The organism is Ruminococcus sp. MCC718, assembly GCF_018783905.1.
GTDB classification, from domain to species: Bacteria; Bacillota; Clostridia; order Lachnospirales; family Lachnospiraceae; genus Hominisplanchenecus; species Hominisplanchenecus faecis.
In genome coordinates this window covers 82,205-99,057 of record NZ_WQNP01000032.1, presented here as the reverse complement: position 1 = coordinate 99,057, position 16,853 = coordinate 82,205, and the positions used below count along the sequence as shown (strand labels likewise).

The following is a 16,853-nucleotide window of genomic DNA, read 5'->3' as shown; positions in this document are numbered from 1 at the left end:
AATCATATACAGATGGCAGAGAAAAGTTACAAATCCGGTTTTGCGACCCTGATCGGCAGACCAAACGTAGGAAAATCCACACTCATGAACCACCTCATCGGGCAGAAGATCGCGATCACGTCCAACAAACCGCAGACAACGAGAAACCGGATTCAGACCGTCTATACAGACGAAAAAGGACAGATTGTATTTCTGGACACACCGGGTATCCACAAGGCGAAAAACAAACTGGGTGAATACATGGTCAATGTGGCAGAACGCACCCTCAATGAGGTCGATGTGATCCTCTGGCTGGTGGAGCCGAGTACCTTTATCGGAGCCGGCGAGCGTCATATTGTGGATCAGCTCAAAAAAACAAAAACACCGGTCATCCTGATCATCAACAAGATTGATAAAGTAGATAAAAAAGAGATCATAAAATATATGGATGCTTACCGCAAAGTCTATGATTTTGCGGAGATCATCCCGGTGTCGGCACTTCGCAGTGTCAATATGGATACTGTGATCGAGAGTATTTTCAAATATCTGCCGTACGGACCGCAGTTTTATGATGAAGATACGGTGACAGATCAGCCACAGAGACAGATCGTGGCAGAGATGATCCGCGAAAAGGCACTTCGCTCTCTGGAAGAGGAGATCCCGCACGGTATTGCCGTTTCTATTGAAAAAATGACAGAACGCAAAAGCAAAGGCGGCAGCATCTGTGATATCGAGGCGACGATCATCTGCGAGCGGGATTCTCACAAAGGAATCATCATCGGAAAAGGCGGACAGATGCTCCGCAGGATCGGTTCACAGGCACGCCGTGATATCGAGGATATGCTCGAAGAAAAAGTCAATCTCCAGCTCTGGGTCAAAGTCAAGAAAGACTGGAGAGACAGTGACTTCATGATCAAAAACTTCGGATACGATAAAAAAGATATCTGAAATCAGAAACGACGATTCCGTACAGACATCAGCATTTGCTGACGGGACTGTAAGAATATGAGAGAATATATGGATGATAAAATTGCACTGACAGGGATTGTGCTTATAGCGGCACCGATCGGAGAATCAGATAAACGGCTGGTGCTGCTGACAAGAGAGCGGGGAAAGGTGACTGTATTTGCAAGAGGAGCCAGAAGACCGGGCAATCCCTTTCTGGCTGCCGCAAACACCTTTGCTTTTGGAACCTTTTATGTAAAAGAAGCAAGGACTGCCTATCAGCTTGTGCAGACAGAGATTCGAAATTATTTCCGGGAGATCACAGAAGATGTGGAGGCTGCCTGCTATGGAAGCTATTTTCTGGAGTTTGCCGATTATTATGCCAGAGAGAACGATGACGGCACACAGATTATCCAGCTGCTCTACGGGGCACTGCGTGCAGTGCTCAATCAAAAACTGGACCGGGAACTGATCCGTTATGCCTTTGAACTGCGTATGATGGCGGCAGGCGGAGAATATCCGCAAGTGTTCGAGTGTGCAGTATGTGGAGCAAAGCATGATCTTTGTGCCTTCCTTACAGATAAGAACAGCGTACTGTGCCGCAGCTGTGTCTCAAAAGTACAAAGGAGCAGACCGGTTCTGGAATCAACAATCTATACGATGCAATATGTGATCAGTACGCCGGTCGAACGCCTCTTTGCCTTTGCACTATCAGCACAGGTAAAGAAAGAGTTTATCAGTCTGGTTGAGAAATTCCGGAGGCGTTACATAGACCGGGATTTCAAATCTCTGGAGATTCTGGAGATCATGCGGCATACCAGAAACGCTCTTTACAAGGACGGTCAATAATGGTATGATGAAAAATGCCACGCGAACAGGTGGCGTATTCTGTACTTTATATACAGAAGGGTATATGGTAAGTTTCAGGAAAGGCAGGGCAGCGAAGGAGATTTTGCTGTGTCTGGATGGGGAATATTATGAAGAAATGGAAGGGAATTCTGGCAGTCATCCTGATAACCGGATGTCTTGGCGGCTGCAGTCAGTTTCAGGCAGAGCACAATGCAGTAAAAGTGAAACGGGACGGCAGTGTACAGGCGGCGGTGATCGACACGCTGGACAAATCCTACTACAGCGAGGATGAGCTGAAGCAGACGATCGATGATTCTGTGAGTGCGTACAATCAGTCACAGGAAGGTGATCCGATCGTTGTCAAAAAATTTAACGTCACAGACGGAAAAGCAGAGCTGTATATGAACTATGCGGCTTCCAGGGATTATCAGGATTTCAACAATGTGACCTTTTATGCGGGAGACCTGCAGGGAGCATACAATCAGAAGTACGAATTCCCGGATGAATTTCAGAAAGTGGAAAACGGAAAAGTTACAGGAAGTGTGACAAGATCCGATATTTTGAGCGGTCTGAACTACAACGTTGTAATCTGTTCGGAAGAGATGGATATCGAAGTTCCGGGCAAGATCCTTTACGTTACGACGGATGCAGTTGTCACCGGAAAAAAGACGGCAACCAGCATTTCAGAAGAGCGGGAAAAGGCAGCAGAATCCGAGACGGAGACAGCATCGGAAAGTGAGAGCACAGACGGCGGATCAAAATCCGATGGCAATGCGGAGAAAGGCCAGTTTGAAGTAGAATCCGAAAGTAAGTCCGCAGCAGGAAACGAAGCTTCCGATACCGCAGATGACGCAGAAGAAGTAAAACATACACTGACATTTGTCATATACGAATGATGTCAGGGAAAAGTCTGAGATCACAATATGTCTGCACAGAAGTATTTTCGGGGCAGCACATTTTGATATAACACGATAAACAGCGAGCAAAGAAGTAAACATAAACGGCTTCTTTCAATATATGCATATGCCGCAGAGACGGCCGACAGGAGGAGACAAATGGAAAAAACAATGGACAAGATCGTGGCACTGGCAAAATCCAGAGGTTTTGTATATCCGGGTTCCGAGATTTACGGAGGTCTGGCAAATACCTGGGATTACGGTAATCTTGGTGTAGAGTTGAAGAACAATGTAAAACAGGCATGGTGGAAGAAATTCATCACAGAGAATCCATACAACGTAGGTGTTGACTGTGCGATTCTGATGAATCCGCAGACCTGGGTAGCATCCGGACATCTCGGAGGCTTTTCTGATCCGCTGATGGACTGTAAAGAATGTCATGAGCGTTTCCGTGCAGATAAGCTGATCGAAGATTTCTGCGATGAGAAAGACATTGCACTGGAAGGCTCTGTCGATGGATGGACACAGGAACAGATGCGTGATTTCATCGAAGAGCATCAGATTCCATGTCCGACCTGCGGAAAACATAATTTTACCGATATCCGCCAGTTCAATCTGATGTTCAAGACATTCCAGGGTGTAACAGAAGATGCAAAGAATACGGTATACTTAAGACCGGAAACAGCACAGGGTATCTTTGTAAACTTTAAAAACGTACAGAGAACATCCAGAAAGAAAATCCCGTTTGGTATCGGACAGATCGGTAAATCATTCCGTAACGAGATCACACCGGGTAACTTCACATTCCGTACCAGAGAGTTTGAGCAGATGGAGCTGGAGTTCTTCTGTGAGCCGGGTACCGACCTTGACTGGTTCCAGTACTGGAGAGCATTCTGCATCGACTGGCTGAAGAATCTGGGCATGAAAGAAGACGAGATGAGAGCACGTGACCATTCACCGGAAGAACTGTGCTTCTACAGCAAAGGTACAACCGACATCGAGTTCCTCTTCCCGTTTGGATGGGGCGAGCTGTGGGGTATCGCAGACCGTACCGACTATGACCTGACACAGCATCAGAATGTATCCGGCCAGGATATGAGCTATTTTGATGATGAGAAGAAAGAAAAATACATTCCGTATGTTATCGAGCCTTCTCTTGGTGCAGACCGTGTGGTTCTGGCATTTCTGTGCAGTGCTTATGACGAAGAAGAGCTGGAAGGCGGCGATATGCGTACCGTTCTGCATTTCCATCCGGCACTGGCACCGGTTAAGATCGGAGTTCTGCCGCTGTCCAAGAAACTGAACGAAGGTGCGACAAAAGTATTCGAACAGCTCTCAAAGAAATGGAACTGTGAATACGATGACCGCGGAAACATCGGAAAACGTTACCGCAGACAGGATGAGATCGGTACACCGTTCTGTGTAACCTACGACTTTGATTCTGAAGAAGACGGAGCAGTTACCGTACGTGACCGTGACACCATGGAGCAGGAGCGTATCAAGATCGAAGATCTGGCAGCCTATTTCGAAGAAAAGCTGGCATACTAAGAAGCGAGCAGCAATTCTGACAAGAATTGCCTGAAAACTGTACGAAATACACAAAAATGCATAAGTAAAATAGAATAAACTATACAAAAAGCAGAAAGAACCTTGTGAGTCTTTCTGCTTTTATGTTATAATGTTTATAGAATTGCGGGAGTTACTTTGTAACGGAGCAATTCTAAGGCATCATTATGCATCGTTATATTTTTGCAACGGAGCAATCCGCAGGCATCGGCCGGGGTCAGAAGACGGAAATATGATATGCCTGCACCGGAATAAAGTATTAAGGAGGATTTGTGTTATGGGAATGCGAAACATTATTGTAGGACAGTCAGGCGGGCCGACTTCGGTTATCAATTCCAGCCTTGCGGGGGTTTACAAGACAGCGATTGAACGTGGTTTTGACAAAGTATACGGTATGCTTCACGGCATCCAGGGATTTCTGGATGAGCAGTACGTGGATCTTTCCACGCAGATTCATTCGGATATGGATATCGAGCTGCTGAAGAGGACACCTTCGGCATTTCTTGGTTCCTGCCGTTACAAACTTCCGGAGATCCATGAGGACATGGAGATTTATGAGAAAATTTTCGGTATCCTGGACAAGCTGGAGATCGAGGCATTTATCTACATCGGCGGCAATGACTCCATGGATACGATCAAAAAACTTTCGGATTATGCGATTGTCAAAGGTCATAAACAGAAATTTTTAGGTGTGCCAAAGACAATCGACAACGATCTTGCACTGACTGACCACACGCCGGGATTTGGAAGTGCAGCCAAATACATCGGAGCATCGACAAAAGAAGTGATCCGCGATGCACTGGGACTCACCTACAAAAAAGAGATGATCACGATCATAGAAGTTATGGGAAGGAATGCCGGATGGCTGACAGGGGCGACGGCACTTGCAAAGACCGAAGAATGCGAAGGTCCGGATCTTATTTATCTGCCGGAAGTGCCGTTTGATATCGATGTATTCCTTTCAAAGATCAAAGATCTGCTCAAAGAGAAAAAATCCATCATCGTAGCGGTGTCTGAGGGAATCAAACTTCCGGACGGACGTTATGTGTGTGAACTTTCCGGCGGCGGAGATTATGTGGATGCATTCGGACACAAGCAGCTGACCGGAACGGCCGCATATCTAGCGAATTTCCTGGGAGCAGAGATCGGATGCAAGACAAGGGCAGTCGAATTTTCCACCCTTCAGCGAAGTGCTTCCCATATGGCATCCCGTGTGGATATCAACGAAGCGTTTATGGTAGGCGGTGCAGCCGTCAAAGCAGCAGATGAAGGAGACAGCGGCAAGATGGTCGTTATTGACCGCGTATCCGACGATCCGTACATGAGTGCGGCTGGCATTTATGATGTCCACAAGATCGCAAACAACGAAAAAACGGTTCCGAGAGCATGGCTCAACAAAACAGCAGATTATGTGACAGAAGAATTTATCAATTACATTGAACCGCTGATCCAGGGAGATTATCCGCCATTTATGGTAAATGGTCTTCCACAGCATCTTGTTCTGAAAAAATAACAAAAAAACTTCTTTTTTTGTGGACAATAGCTTGACTGAGAACAGATTTATGTTAGAATATTACTGTATGAAAGTTAAAAAGTTCTGACTGAACTGTATACAATTACTTTTGAGGAGGAAATAACACAATGGCAACAAAATGGGTTTATATGTTCAAGGAAGGCGACGCCACCATGAGAAACCTGCTGGGTGGAAAAGGTGCCAACCTTGCTGAAATGACCAACCTTGGTCTGCCGGTACCACAGGGCTTCACAATCACAACAGAAGCTTGTACACAGTACTATGAAGATGGCAGAAAGATCAATGACGAAATCATGGGACAGATCATGGAAGCGATCGATAAAATGGAAGGCATTACAGGCAAAAAGTTCGGAGATAAAGAGAATCCGCTTCTGGTTTCCGTTCGTTCCGGAGCAAGAGCTTCCATGCCTGGTATGATGGACACGATCCTGAACTTAGGTCTGAATGAAGAAGTTGTTGAGACACTGGCACAGGCATCCGGCAATCCACGTTGGGCTTGGGACTGCTATAGAAGATTTATCCAGATGTTCTCAGACGTAGTTATGGAAGTAGGTAAAAAATACTTCGAAGAGCTGATCGACAAGATGAAAGAAGAAAAAGGCGTGAAACAGGACGTAGACCTGAATGCGGATGATCTTAAAAACCTGGCTGAACAGTTCAAAGCTGAATACAAAGAGAAGATCGGTAAAGACTTCCCGACAGATCCGAAGGAACAGCTGATGGAAGCTATCAAAGCTGTATTCCGTTCATGGGATAACCCAAGAGCAAATGTATATCGTCGTGACAACGATATCCCATATTCATGGGGAACCGCTGTAAACGTACAGATGATGGCATTTGGTAACATGGGTGATGACTGCGGTACAGGTGTTGCATTTACACGTGACCCGGCTACAGGAGAAAATGGTCTGTTTGGTGAATTCCTGACAAACGCACAGGGTGAAGACGTAGTTGCTGGTGTTCGTACACCTATGCACATTTCCGAAATGGAAGAGAAATTCCCTGAAGCATTCGTACAGTTCAAGAACGTATGCGAAACTCTGGAAAAACACTACAGAGATATGCAGGATATGGAGTTCACAGTAGAACATGGTAAACTGTACATGCTGCAGACACGTAATGGTAAGAGAACTGCAAAAGCTGCTCTGAAGATCGCTTGTGACCTGGTAGATGAGGGCATGAGAACAGAAGAAGAAGCTGTAGCAATGATCGACCCACGTAACCTGGATTCTCTGCTGCATCCACAGTTCGATGCTGCTGCACTGAAAGCTGCTGAACCACTGGCAAAAGCACTGGGTGCTTCACCGGGAGCTGCCTGCGGTAAGATCGTATTCACAGCTGATGATGCTGTAGAATGGGCTGCAAGAGGAGAAAAAGTTGTTCTGGTACGTCTTGAGACATCACCGGAAGACATCACAGGTATGAAATCTGCACAGGGTATCCTGACAGTTCGTGGTGGTATGACATCTCATGCTGCTGTAGTAGCTCGTGGTATGGGTACATGCTGTGTATCCGGATGCGGCGACATCACTATGGACGAAGCAAACAAGAAATTTACACTGGCAGGAAAAGAATATCACGAAGGTGATTGCATTTCCCTGGATGGTTCCACAGGTAATATCTATGACGGCATCATCCCGACCGTACCGGCAACAATCGCTGGCGAATTCGGAAGAATCATGGGATGGGCTGATAAATTCAGAACTATGAAAGTTCGTACAAACGCAGACACACCGGCAGATGCTAAAAAAGCACGTGAGCTGGGTGCAGAAGGTATCGGTCTTTGCCGTACAGAGCATATGTTCTTCGAAGGCAACAGAATTGATGCATTCCGTGAAATGATCTGCTCTGAAACTGCAGAAGAAAGAGAAGCTGCACTGGCTAAGATCCTTCCGGAACAGCAGGGCGACTTCGAAAAACTGTATGAAGCACTGGAAGGTAACCCAGTTACCATCCGTTTCCTGGATCCGCCTCTGCATGAGTTCGTTCCGACAGAAGAAGAGGACATCAAGAAACTGGCTGACGCACAGGGCAAGACTGTTGAGCAGATCAAAGCTATCATCGACAGCCTGCACGAGTTCAACCCGATGATGGGTCATCGTGGATGCCGTCTGGCAGTTACTTATCCGGAAATCGCTAAAATGCAGACAACAGCTGTTATCCGTGCAGCTATCAATGTAAAGAAAGCTCATCCGGACTGGGCAGTGAAACCGGAAATCATGATCCCACTGGTTGGTGACATCAAAGAGCTGAAATACGTTAAGAAATTCGTTGTTGAGACAGCAGATGCTGAGATCGCAGCAGCAGGAAGTGATCTGCAGTACGAAGTAGGTACTATGATCGAGATCCCGAGAGCAGCACTGACAGCTGATGATATCGCAAAAGAAGCTGACTTCTTCTGCTTCGGTACAAACGACCTGACTCAGATGACATACGGCTTCTCTCGTGATGACGCTGGTAAATTCCTGGATGCTTACTACGATGCTAAGATCTTCGAAAACGATCCGTTTGCAAAACTGGATCAGGTTGGCGTTGGCAAACTGATGAAGATGGCTATCGAATTAGGAAAACCGGTTAATCCGAAACTGCACGTAGGTATCTGTGGCGAACATGGTGGAGATCCAAGCTCTGTAGAATTCTGCAACAGCATCGGTCTTGACTATGTATCCTGCTCACCGTTCCGTGTACCGATCGCTCGTCTGGCAGCAGCTCAGGCAGCAATCGCTCAGAAGAACGCATAATTTGAGCTGTGTCACAGGGCAGATAAATGTCCTGAAACATAAATGAACCTGATTTGGTCAGGTCATAGTCCAAGCGTAAATTAGGACTCCTGGAACTTCGGAGATAATCTGAGGTTTCAGGGGTCTTTTTTGTTGCGGCAGTGAGAAACTATGCAAAAATCGACAAAATAGCCCCTTCTGGTTGGAAAAAAGGAAAAAGCTTGTGCTATAATAGGAAAAACAGCTTGTAAATGTAATGCCAGAATTTCCAAAGCAGGGAGATTCTGGCATTTAAAGACAAGGCAGGAATTGCAGATGGAGTTTGACATCCTTGGATTGATAACATACAATAAGAAAATGTGTAACGATTTATGCCAAAAATATATAGGTTTTGACAGGCAATTATACATGACGTAAAATCAAAAGATAAGGATAAATAGATATGGCACAGGTATCGTTTCAGGATGCAGGCGGCAGACTGTATAGTGAAATGCAGAAATGTATAATTTATATACAGAATCATCCGGATCAGGATATTACCATGGAAGATCTGGCAGGAAGAATGGCATATGCTCCGATACAGCTTTCTTACCTGTTTGATCTGTTTTTTGAAAAAAGTTTAGAAGAATGGGATATAGAGAAGATCAGAGCCTATCAGGGAAAAGGCAAAATACCATATGAACGAGTCATAGATAAGGAAAATACAGAAATTTGTTTTGTTCGAAGAAGAGAACAGAAAATAGTGGCAGAGTCCATCCTGTCCGAAACAGAAAAATCCCAAAAAGGTTCCTTTTTAGAGACAGCCATGGAAAAGGTTGAAGAACATGCCAAAGACAACTGGAGAAAGAGAACCAGTACAGAAGAGAGAATGCTGTTCTGGTGGCATGACAGTGAATATCGGTTTCACTTTCTTTCGGGAAGAGAGCAGTCAAAGAACGAAGGAAAAGAAAGAGGGGAAAGAGAAACATTTGAAGTGGTACTGGAGGCTTCGGATTATGTTGTATTTACCTGGAAAGAAAATTTCACAGGAAGAGCGGCAGAAAGCATGTTGAAAATGGTACTGAAATATGCCCTGTGTGACTGGGAAACAGAAAATCAGATATGGTATGACCAGAATAAAATTTATTTTATTTCGTATGAAAATGGAAAATATTATGTTTATATGCCTCTGCAAAAGAGAATACAGGAAAACTATAAGATAAAATCTACAAAACAGGAAAGAAAAATATATGGTCTGAATGAATGGATCGATTATATAGATGAACATATTAAGGAGGAACTGACGGCCAAAAATCTTGCGACCGTATTTGGATATTCCGAACGTCATTTTCGCAATGTGTTTCAGATTTATTATGATATAAAATTAAATGATTATATACGCAGACGAAAATTATATTTTGCAGCACAGGAACTGAAAAAAGGAAAAAAACCGGAGACAGTGGCCAGACAGTATGCATTTAAAAGCAGCAGCAGATTCAGCAGAGCTTTTCATGAAGAATATGGTATGACGCCGGAAAAATATTATAAGGAAGAATTTCGAAATGAAGAGTGGATTCGCTACATAGATGAGCATATGAAAGAAGAGCTGACCGCAGAGCAGCTTGCAAAAGAGTTTCATTATTCAAAGGATCATTTTCGCAAGGAGTTTCAGGATGTCTTTGGAATGGGACCGATCACTTATATCACACAGCGAAAAGTACAGTTTGCTGCAAAAGCACTCAGAGAAGGAAAACTACCGGCGGAAGTTGGAAAAGAATATGGGTTCTGTTCGAGAAACGGGTTTGACAAAGCATTTCGCAGAGTGTTTTATACAAGTCCGGCGAAATACGCCAGAGCAGGAGCAAAGGTTGTCAATCTGGACCGCTATTATTCTGAATATAAAGATAAAATCAAAATTTCATATATAGATATGGACGAGATCAAGATGGCCGGATGGACCATCATTGCAAATCGGCGGGAGGCAGATATTCCGGCACAGCTGGCATTCTGGCTGGATGAGCATTCTCCGCAGTACCGGAAACTGAATGCATTGACAGGAGAAGAAAAAGGAAGAGATAAGATTGCATTGTGGTATCAGGAAAAGGAAAATATTGAATATATTCTGGGACCGATCGTAGAGTCCTTTGACAATCTTCCGGAAGATGCTTTTCAGGTAACGATCGCAGCCGGAAGATATGCTGTTTTTGAGTCAGATCAGGAGAACGATATGGAGAATCTTCCGGAGACGGTGCGTATGTTTGCAAGATGTGTGCTGTATGGCTGGATTCGGGAACACAGAGATGAGCTGTCTTTGCAGAGGCTTACCTTTGAACGGTATACCAGTCAGAAAATGTATCTTTATATTCCGGTCAGTGAAAAAGGGACCGGAGGAAACGAAAGAAAGGATGAGAAAAACTTTGAGAAACAGAGTGAAAAATAAAAAAAGAAGAATAGCTTATATGCTTGTGGCTGCGGTACTGCTCTCTTCTTCTCTTGGTGTTTCTTATGCAAAGACAGATGAGATATGCCAGCAGGCAGAAACAGAAAGCGAAAAGCAAACCGAATCGCAGAAGGAAAGTGAATCTCAGAAAGAGACAGAAAGCGAAAAGCAGAGTGAATCACAGAAAGAAACAGAGAGCGAAAAGCAAACCGAATCGCAGAAAGAAACGGAGAGCGAAAAGCAAAGCGAATCCCAGAAAGAAACGGAAAGCGAAAAGCAGAGCGAGTCACAAAAAGAAACGGAGAGTGAGAAGCAAAGCGAATCCCAGAAAGAGTCTGAATCCGAAAAAGAGACAGAAACGAATCCAGGCGGGGAGAATCTTCCGGCGGAGCGAAGTACGGTGCTTTCTTCTGTGAGAAATTATCTTCTGACAAAAGATGCCAATCCGGATTTCAGCAGTATCTGGAATGTGATCGGATTGCAAAGAAGCGGATTATATGTTCCATGGTCTTATACAGCAACCTTTTATCAGAATGTGTATGCTTATTGTGAACAGAAAAACTGGAAACTTACGAGAACAAAATATTCTGACTATTCAAAGCTGATCATGGCACTGACTTCCATCGGCATCGATGCACAGAATGTCGGAGGACACAATTTATTCGACTATCTTTCTGACTATGAGAATGTCCGTATGCAGGGAATCAATGGACCGATCTGGGCACTGATCGCACTGAACTGCCATCCGTCTTATTCTATTCCAAAGAACAAAGAGGCGGCGGTGCAGAATACGGAAGAAATGCTGCTTCAGGCAGTTCTGGGGGCACAGTGTGAGGATGGCGGATGGAATCTGGCAGGTGGTCAGGGAGATGCTGACATGACCGGTATGGCATTGCAGGCACTTTCCTTTTATTATGGAAAACGCACAGATGTAAATGCTGCGGTTGAAAGAGGACTTGCGTGGATTTCGAAAAATCAGCTGGAAAGCGGCGGGTTTGGCACGCAGGGAGTTGAGACTTCCGAGAGTGTGGCACAGATTCTGGTGGCACTTTCCGGACTCGGCATTGACGGAAGCAAGGATGCACGTTTTCTGAAAAACGGGAAAAGTCCGCTTTATGGATTATTCCAATACTATCTTCCGGAAGGCGGATTTATGCATGTTGCGGCAAATGCCGGAAACAATGGCGGCGGTATCGGCGGTATGCTTGACGGTATGGCGACGGAGCAAGGCTTTTATGCGACGGTTGCATACCAACGTTTGCTGGACGGACGCAGTTTTATTTATGATATGCACGATATAGAGCTGACACCTGGCAAAAAGGTGGAGACATCCCAGAATGGCGGGACAGACGAAACAAAAAAACAGGAAGAAACCGAAAAGAAAAACAATAATAAAAAAGATCACAAAACAGATCACAAGAAAAAAGACGATAAGAAAAATAAGAACAGTAAAAAAGAGACGGAAAAAAAGAATACGGAGAGTGAAAAGAAGCAGACAGGCTCTCCCAATGCTGCAAAAAGACCGTCCGGGCAGACAAAAACACTTCCGTCTGTAAAGAAAACAAGCACATCCACGGAAAAAAGCAGCAGCACAGTTAAAAAGAAAAAAGCAACAACAAAAAAGAAAAAGAACAAAAAAGAGAGCGAAGATTCCGGATGGAGTTTTGACGGAGAAGACTATGTGCCGGAGCTGACAGCAGACGGCAAAGCAGAAGCAGAGACTGTAACACAGTCTGCGGAGAATGATCCGAAAACACAGGTTAGAACAATGGCACCGGCAGTATTGTCCGGAGCAGCACTTGTCATTGTTTTGGAGGCACTGGCATTTGGAATCTATCGCAAAAAGAAAGGAAGAAGACTAAGATGAAGACAAAGAAAAATATAAAAAGTATAGCAGCACTTTTTCTGTGTGTGATCCTGATGCTGACGGCAGGATGTGCAAAAGGAACAGAAAAGGAGCAGACCGCAGGAACAACTTCAGGTAAAGCACTGGCCGAGATGAATGATATCCCGGCCGATGGCATCATCACAAAAGAGCAGTTCCAGAGCGTGGCCGGCAAAGAGCAGAAGGTTCAGTTTAAAGGAACAACTGAAGACGGAATAACCTATGTCTGGACTTATGACTGTGCCAAAATCCAGAATCCGGAAGATCAGAATCTGAAGATAGATTTTACACAGGAAAATTTAGAGGAGATCAAGAAACAGGCAAACGATGCAAACGATGCCCTGCAGATGACGATGCACGGCAAAGGAGTGATCTGTGTGCCGACACTGGAAGTGACTCTGCCGCAGAGCTGGGAATCCAATGCCGCTTATCTTGTCAAAGAACAGGACGGCAAGCTGGCCAAAATGAGTGACGTAACGGTGACAAATGACAAAGAAAGTACGACACTTGTGATGACGGTAACTTCTCTTAACGGAGACTGCTATGTGATCGGCGGTGTCACGGAAGAGCAGAATAAAGGAGCAGATGCAGCAAATCAGAGTTCCAAAAAGAAAGACGGAAAAGAGCAGAGCCAGGAAACACAGGAAGAATCAGAAAGTGGTACAGGCAGTGCGGATGTCGATGTAAGTGAAAATGCAGCCGATGAAAATGGTGAAAATCCGGCGGAAGAAAACAACAATGCCGGTCAGGATGCCGAAAATGATAAAAAAGAAAACGGACAGAAAGCAGATGCCAAGGATCCGGGCGGCGATGCAGCTGATCAGGAAGATACTGCATCAGCTTCCAATACCTGTACGATTTCCATCAGCTGTGCAACGATTCTGGACAATATGGACAATTTAAAGAGCAGCAAGGCAGAGTTTGTTCCGTCCGATGGCTGGATTTTGGCACCGACGGAAGTAGAATTTACCGAAGGCGAATCTGTGCATGATGTACTGCAGCGTGTCTGCAAAGAAGCGGGTATCCAGATGGAATCCAGCTTCACACCGGCCTATAATTCTGCTTATGTAGAAGGCATCAACAATCTGTATGAATTTGACTGCGGAGAACTTTCCGGATGGATGTTCAGCGTCAATGGCTGGTATCCAAACTACGGATGCAGCAAATATACCGTAAATGCAGGTGATGAGATCTGCTGGGTATATACCTGCAATCTCGGAAAAGATGTAGGCGATAATTCTATGTATTAGAGGGCAGATGCCGGAGGTAAATATGAAAGATACATTTTCTACATACCATCCGCTTCTGAACATGCTTTATTTTGTCGGAGTGATCGGAGTGACGGTATTTGTTGTTCATCCGGTCATTCTGGCAATTTCGCTGTTTGGAGGAATTGCATATTCCGTTTTGCTGAAAGGATGGAAAAAAACAGTTAAATTTAATCTGATCTTTTCGATACCGATGATGCTGATCGTGGCACTGATGAATCCGATGTTCAACCACTATGGTGTGACGATCATCGGTTATCTGCACAATGGCAATCCGTTTACACTGGAGAGCTGTGTGTATGGTCTGGTGATGGCGATGATGCTGGTGTGTACAATGATCTGGTTTTCCTGTTATACGATCGTAATGACATCGGACAAGTTTATCTATCTGTTCGGAAAGATCATACCGGCACTGTCCCTGGTGCTTTCGATGTGTCTGCGTTTTGTCCCGAAATTTATCAGAGAGGCAGGTGTGATATCAGATGGTCAGAAATGCATCGGACGAAGTACCGAAAACGGCAGTCTGGTAAAGCGTGCGAAACATGGGATCACGATATTTTCCATTCTGGTAACCTGGGCACTGGAAAATGCGATCGAGACTTCAGATTCTATGAAATGCCGCGGTTACGGTGAAAAAGGAAGAACGGCATTTTCTCTGTATCGATTTGATAAACGTGACATTCTCTGCCTTTTGTTTATGGGAGCAAGTTTCGCACTGACTCTGTTTGGATTTTCAAAAGGCTATACGTTCTGTCAGTATAACCCGAAAATTATTGTAAAGGGAATTCCTCTGACAGCAGGAAGCCTGCTGGTATATCTGGCATTTTTGCTGTTCTCCGTGCTTCCGGTGGTGCTGGAACTCTGGGATCGATATCAGTGGAAACAGAGACGTAAACAGGTAGAAAAAGCAGAGCAGGCCAATTATCGCTTGTGGGAAGTACAGGATTAGAAAAAGGAGATAGGCGATGTCAGAATCGATGGGAAAAGAAACGAAACAAAACAGCAGCAAAAGTGATAAGAAAAATATTAATCATATTGATAATAGTATAGAAAGCCAGACAGGCAGACCAGGTTCGATCCTGGAGATCAAAGATCTCTGTTTTGCTTATCCGGAAGAAGAAAAAAGAGCACTGAACCACATTTCCTTTCAGATAAAAGAAGGAGAATTTCTGGTGCTGTGCGGCAAGAGCGGATGTGGAAAAAGTACGCTGTTAAAACATATGAAGACACCGCTGACACCGCACGGAAAACGAAAAGGAGAAATTCTTTTTGACGGAAAAAATCTGCATGAGATGACAGGCAGGGAACAGAGTCAGAGAATCGGTTACGTTCTGCAAAACCCGGACAATCAGATTGTGACAGACAAAGTGTGGCATGAGCTGGCATTTGGACTGGAGAGTCTTGGATACAAAAGTGCAGAGATCCGTATCCGTGTGGCAGAAATGGCAAGTTATTTTGGAATCCAGGACTGGTTTTATAAAAATGTGGCAGAATTATCAGGCGGTCAGAAACAGCTTCTGAATCTGGCTTCCATTATGGCTATGCATCCGGATATTCTGATTCTGGATGAGCCGACTTCACAGCTCGATCCGATCGCTGCGTCCGATTTCCTGGGAACAGTAAAGAAGATCAACCGAGATCTCGGTACAACGATCCTGTTGACAGAGCACCGCCTGGAAGAAGTATTTCCGGCAGCAGACCGTGTTGTCGTGATGGAGGGCGGAGAAGTACTGTGCATGGGAACACCGGAAGAGATCGGGGAAGAATTAAAAAAACAGAACCACGAAATGTTTCTGGCAATGCCGGTTCCGATGCAGATTTATGCAAAAGTAAATTCCGGAAAGCATATGGAGTGTCCGATCACAGTCCGGGACGGAAGAAACTGGCTGAATGCGATCTGCAAAGAAAAACAGATCCGGCCGCAGGAGGCAGAATTTTTCGGAAAAGATGCGAAAGAAAAGTTGGCGAAAGAAGAAATCATTCTGGAGGCGAAAGATATCTGGTTCCGTTATGACAAAGACCAGCCGGATGTTGTAAAAGGACTCAATCTCTCACTGAAGCGAGGAGAGTTTTTTGCATTGCTCGGAGGAAATGGAACCGGAAAATCAACGACGCTTTCGATCATCAGCCGGCTTCGAAAGCCATACCGCGGCAAAGTGCTGCTGGAAGGAAAAGATATCCGCCGTTACAGTGAAAAGGAGCTGTTTCGTGGCTTTTTGGGGGTTCTGCCGCAGAATCCGCAGTCTCTGTTTGTAAAAAAGACGGTGGAGCTGGAACTGTTCGAGATGGTGGGCGGAACAAAAGAAAAGAAAAATGAAGAGTATCACCTTGCCATGGAAAAACGCGAGGCAGTGGAAGGAATCGTCAAAGTAACGCATTTAGAAGGACTGCTGCACCGTCATCCATATGATTTAAGCGGCGGGGAACAGCAGAGACTGGCACTTGCAAAAATTCTGCTGCTGCGCCCGAAACTTCTTCTGATGGACGAACCGACCAAAGGCCTGGACAGTTATTTTAAGAAAGAGTTTGCAGAAATTTTGGATCTTCTGAAAAAGCAGGGTGTAACGATCTTTATGATTTCACATGATATCGAGTTCTGTGCATCTTATGCGGACCGCTGCGGTCTGTTCTTTGACGGAAATATTGCGGCGAGCGGTACACCAAAATCTTTCTTTGCCGGAAATAACTTCTATACGACAGCGGCAAACAGGATGGCACGTAAATATTTTCCGATGGCAGTGACGGCAGCAGATGTTGCGGAAGCTCTTTTGGATGACAGCAGGTGTGTGTGA

The 16,853-nt window shown here is 45.0% G+C and carries 11 protein-coding genes; all 11 read left to right on the top strand.

Annotated elements, in window-relative coordinates:
• The first annotated feature begins 12 nt into the window (after positions 1 to 12).
• The 11 genes from era (at position 13) to GPK60_RS04320 (ending at position 16,853) form a co-directional block, all read left to right on the top strand.
• Positions 13 to 927, top strand: coding sequence for a GTPase Era (era, locus tag GPK60_RS04370; RefSeq protein ID WP_022120013.1), 915 nt, complete (start codon positions 13 to 15; stop codon positions 925 to 927).
• A gap of 57 nt (positions 928 to 984) precedes the next feature.
• Positions 985 to 1,773, top strand: coding sequence for a DNA repair protein RecO (recO, locus tag GPK60_RS04365; protein WP_252191290.1), 789 nt, complete (start codon positions 985 to 987; stop codon positions 1,771 to 1,773).
• A gap of 128 nt (positions 1,774 to 1,901) precedes the next feature.
• Positions 1,902 to 2,669: a hypothetical protein gene (locus GPK60_RS04360; protein ID WP_173865663.1), complete on the top strand. Its 768-nt coding sequence runs from the start codon at positions 1,902 to 1,904 to the stop codon at positions 2,667 to 2,669.
• Between the two features lie 159 nt (positions 2,670 to 2,828).
• The gene (locus GPK60_RS04355; RefSeq protein WP_022120010.1) at positions 2,829 to 4,217 is read left to right on the top strand and encodes a glycine--tRNA ligase; all 1,389 of its coding nucleotides are present in this window, start codon (positions 2,829 to 2,831) and stop codon (positions 4,215 to 4,217) included.
• Positions 4,218 to 4,512: 295 nt separating this feature from the next.
• Positions 4,513 to 5,748, top strand: a complete 1,236-nt coding sequence (locus tag GPK60_RS04350) for a 6-phosphofructokinase (protein ID WP_215658923.1) — start codon at positions 4,513 to 4,515, stop codon at positions 5,746 to 5,748.
• A 128-nt stretch (positions 5,749 to 5,876) separates the two neighbouring features.
• The gene (gene ppdK / locus GPK60_RS04345; protein WP_215658922.1) at positions 5,877 to 8,510 is read left to right on the top strand and encodes a pyruvate, phosphate dikinase; all 2,634 of its coding nucleotides are present in this window, start codon (positions 5,877 to 5,879) and stop codon (positions 8,508 to 8,510) included.
• 421 nt (positions 8,511 to 8,931) lie between these two features.
• Positions 8,932 to 10,908 carry an AraC family transcriptional regulator gene (locus tag GPK60_RS04340; RefSeq protein WP_215658921.1) on the top strand — a complete coding sequence of 659 codons (1,977 nt, stop codon included), beginning with the start codon at positions 8,932 to 8,934 and terminating at the stop codon, positions 10,906 to 10,908.
• The gene (locus GPK60_RS04335; RefSeq protein WP_173896386.1) at positions 10,886 to 12,775 is read left to right on the top strand and encodes a prenyltransferase/squalene oxidase repeat-containing protein; all 1,890 of its coding nucleotides are present in this window, start codon (positions 10,886 to 10,888) and stop codon (positions 12,773 to 12,775) included. Before GPK60_RS04340 ends, GPK60_RS04335 begins: the two co-directional genes overlap by 23 nt.
• Entirely contained in the window at positions 12,772 to 14,043 is a 1,272-nt protein-coding gene (locus GPK60_RS15615; protein WP_346727711.1) for a DUF4430 domain-containing protein, read from the top strand. The genes GPK60_RS04335 and GPK60_RS15615 overlap by 4 nt, the downstream gene beginning before the upstream one ends.
• Positions 14,044 to 14,065: 22 nt before the next feature.
• Positions 14,066 to 15,010 carry an energy-coupling factor transporter transmembrane component T gene (locus GPK60_RS04325; protein ID WP_022120004.1) on the top strand — a complete coding sequence of 315 codons (945 nt, stop codon included), beginning with the start codon at positions 14,066 to 14,068 and terminating at the stop codon, positions 15,008 to 15,010.
• Positions 15,011 to 15,026: 16 nt separating this feature from the next.
• Positions 15,027 to 16,853, top strand: coding sequence for an ABC transporter ATP-binding protein (locus GPK60_RS04320; protein WP_022120003.1), 1,827 nt, complete (start codon positions 15,027 to 15,029; stop codon positions 16,851 to 16,853).